General features: G+C 62.5%; 2 protein-coding genes. Both read right to left on the minus strand.

The window, feature by feature from the left end:
• Positions 1 to 1,034: 1,034 nt before the first annotated feature.
• Positions 1,035 to 1,697: an SMC-Scp complex subunit ScpB gene (locus EN935_RS31170; RefSeq protein WP_063169436.1), complete on the minus strand. Its 663-nt coding sequence runs from the start codon at positions 1,695 to 1,697 to the stop codon at positions 1,035 to 1,037.
• Positions 1,698 to 1,699: 2 nt separating this feature from the next.
• Positions 1,700 to 2,438, minus strand: a 739-nt coding sequence (locus tag EN935_RS31175; protein WP_127373976.1) for a DUF1403 family protein, incomplete at its 5' end; no start/stop codon positions are given.

Genomic DNA, 2,438 nt, shown 5'->3' on the forward strand with positions numbered 1-2,438 from the left:
ACGCAGCGGTGTGAGACGGGCATTCTTGTGGATGTTCATTCGGACCCTCCGATGGATGCTGAAGCGTGGTAACTCCAGTCTCCTCGGTCCGGTCCGAATGGACAACCTCTCGAAAGCTCACACCTAGAACTCCTCTTGAAAGCGTATCTAGCTTCAAAGGGCGTGTCGAAACGCGGTCTCCGGCTCGGCTTCGGTCACAAGATCGAGGACATTTACGAAGCCGCAGTGGCCCTAGGAATGCCGCCGATTGGGAACGTGAAGATGATTGCCAACAACCTTGACCTGATGAATTCTCAGCAAGATTTTAGGTACCCGTCGGGGTACAAGCTGAATGTCCCGCCGCCGAGCTTCTGCCGAGAAACGTATAACGCTCTCCACACAGCGATCGAGCCGAGGATCCCCACCGAGGTACTGAAAGCCAACCTCAAATTTCATTGGGATTTTCGGGGGAAGACTGTCATTTGGAAGGACGAATAGCCCGAGGATGATCTTCCCCATCTACGTTGGCGTTCTTATGGCGCTGCTGTCAGCATCCGCCATTGGCGGTGGCGGCAAGGCGATCTTGTTGGGATGGCCGCCTCGCTGACAATGGCCGGGATGGGCACTCGCCGGCTGGCTAGGTTCTTAGCAGGCCATAGCCGGCTGTCTGGTGGAGATCGTCTTTCAGGGCTTTGATCGTCTGTGAAAGGTCGCGAACCTTGTCCATCAGCGTCTGAATGGTCGCCCCGATGGGCTGGATCTTAACGCCTCAATCGTCGCGAGAAGCTCAAGGTAGACGTGGTTCAATTGAACTTTCTCCCTTCGAGAGCTCTCAATGGTGATCGACATGTGCGACCAGGCTCGATCAATTGCCTGTTCGCTTATCCTTCATCGACAAGCGGACGCGTGCCGCCACCTCCCTTCCGTCACGCGAAGGACCCAGCCGGCGAGACCAGACGGCGTGCGTGGCGCAATCTTCTATGTGACGAGCGGCGAGATCGCGTGTGTCCCGCCGTGATGGGATCATCTATTCGTCGAGCGCGGCGCTGGCGCCATCATCGTCGATATCTGCAAACCCTGGGATGATCCAGCAGCTTCTCCTTCGACAGCAGCCCGGCGTCCTCGAGCGCCTCGAAATCCGGCAGCTGGCGCAGCGTGTCGAGCCCGAACTGCGACAGAAAAGTTTTGGTCGTCACATAGGTGTAGGGCGCGCCCGGCTGCGGGCTGCGCGGCCCCGAGGCGACCAGCTGCTCAGCGCGCAGCACGCCGATCAGGTCACGTGACACCTCCTTGCCGAAAAAGCTCGACAGCTCGCCACGGGTGATCGGCTGGAAATAGGCAATGCACATCAAGACAAGCGCCTCCGCCTGCGACAGTTCTTTTGCTCCCTCGCCCGCTGCCGTGCCGAAGGCTGCGTGAATGGCGTCGCCAAAAACCTTTTTGGTCCGGTGCTGCCAGCCGCCGGCGACCGCGACCAGCTCGTAAGGGCGGCCGGCGAGTTCGGCGCGAATGTCGTCGATGATCAGCTCGATATTGCAGTTTTTTCCCACCACCCGCGCGAGGACACTACGTGTCACCGGTTCATTTGCCGCAAAGATCACCGCTTCGACGCGGGCCATCCATTCGCACCAGCGCAGCTCCGGCGGCAGATGTTCCAGTTCGGTGTCGAGCAGCGCCGGCTGATCGTTTGGCTTGCGGCGGGCGGACGCTTCGCTCATCGCTACAGCCCGAACAGCCGGAATGTGGGGCGGCCGGAGAGCTCGCGCACGACCTCCAGTTGCTGCAGCCGTTCGAACAGCCGTCGCGATGCAAAGCGCGACAGATTGTCCGTCGTCAGCGATCCGGACACGGCGTCTTCACTGAGCAGCAGAAAGATTACGTCGCCGGCGCCTTTGGCGCGCAGTTTCGGCGCCACCGCCAGGAGTTTTTCGGCCCGGCGCGACAGCTCGGCGGCCAACCGACAAGCGTCCGCGGCGGCCGCGACGAGCGCGATGCAAACCGCCCGCTCAAAATTCTTGTCCCCGGGCCGGATGCGCCGGCCACCGCCGGCCTCGGTGCGGAAAGATGGTCCAAAACCCTGCGCCATTAGGAGCGGCAGGGGCTGCGGCCAGCCCAGGCGTTGCGCCAGTACCAGGTCGGCGAGCCACCAGCCAAAGACTTCGGCATCGGGACGCATGGCGACGACCTCAGCGGCGATCGCCGCGGCGTCGAATGGCGCCGACCGCTGGGATACCCCGAGTTTTTCGATCTGCGTGCAAAGGTCGGCGAGCGCGGCGCCGTCCCAATGGAGGCCAAGCTGGTCGAGTATCTTCCCGAGCCGGCCGGGCGTAGCGGCGGGCGGCTGCCTGGCCAACTGCCGCCAGGCGCCAAAGACGGCGCCTGCGGGACCGGGGTCAGCACGTAGGGGACGCAAATGCCAGGCATCGCGCAAGGCGGCCGCATCCTCGGCGCGGCCGCCT

Origin of the sequence: Mesorhizobium sp. M7D.F.Ca.US.004.03.1.1, assembly GCF_003998635.1 — a bacterium.
Classification (GTDB): domain Bacteria; phylum Pseudomonadota; class Alphaproteobacteria; order Rhizobiales; family Rhizobiaceae; genus Mesorhizobium; species Mesorhizobium loti.